Raw genomic sequence first — 253 nt, 5'->3', positions numbered from 1 at the left:
CACTATTAAGTTGAGGGTTTGATGTGAATAAAGGGAATGCATGGCCGTGGGTTATCTCGTTGTGTATACACGCTATTGTGTTGTACTTTTTGTTTTCGCAATCTATTAAAGTTGCGCCGCCAAAGGAGGAAAAAAACGCAATAATACAGGCCTATGTTACGGTTAATTTAGCAAGCCTACCTAAGCCAAGATCAGTTGTTAAAACAACAAATGCGACTGATATAAAACCTGTAAACACTAAAACTGATGCACA

1 protein-coding gene is annotated in these 253 nt (G+C 38.3%); it reads left to right on the top strand.

The window, feature by feature from the left end:
• Positions 1-23: 23 nt before the first annotated feature.
• On the top strand, positions 24-253 hold a 230-nt coding region (locus AAEY83_RS17005), incomplete at its 3' end, for a hypothetical protein (RefSeq protein ID WP_351061007.1).

The sequence above is a fragment of the Psychrobacter sp. TB20-MNA-CIBAN-0197 genome (assembly GCF_040309765.1).
Classification (GTDB): domain Bacteria; phylum Pseudomonadota; class Gammaproteobacteria; order Pseudomonadales; family Moraxellaceae; genus Psychrobacter; species Psychrobacter submarinus.
This window is presented reverse-complemented; position numbering and strand designations above follow the sequence as displayed.